The 245-nt window shown below is 40.4% G+C and carries 1 protein-coding gene; it reads left to right on the forward strand.

Annotated elements, in window-relative coordinates; genetic code table 11:
* Nucleotides 1-245 (forward strand): transposase (locus PZE06_RS34345; RefSeq protein WP_275792603.1); only part of this gene is annotated, 245 nt, incomplete at both ends.

Here is a 245-nt window from a genome sequence, read left to right on the forward strand (position 1 = left end):
TCAACGAGACATCTCTTCTACGATAGAGGAGATCTATGGTTTCTCTGTGTCTCATGAAATGGTATCCGATATTACAGATGCAGTACTTCCTGAATTAGAGGAGTGGCAAAACCGTCCGTTGAGTAACGGTTATCCTTTTGTTTTCGTCGATTGCCTATACACCACCATTCGAAATGACTATGAGACTAAAAAATACGCAGTTTATACGATACTAGGCTATACCATAGAGGGAAAGAAAGAGCTTC

The sequence above is a fragment of the Robertmurraya sp. DFI.2.37 genome (genome assembly GCF_029211245.1).
Taxonomy (GTDB): domain Bacteria; phylum Bacillota; class Bacilli; order Bacillales; family Cytobacillaceae; genus Robertmurraya; species Robertmurraya methanolica_A.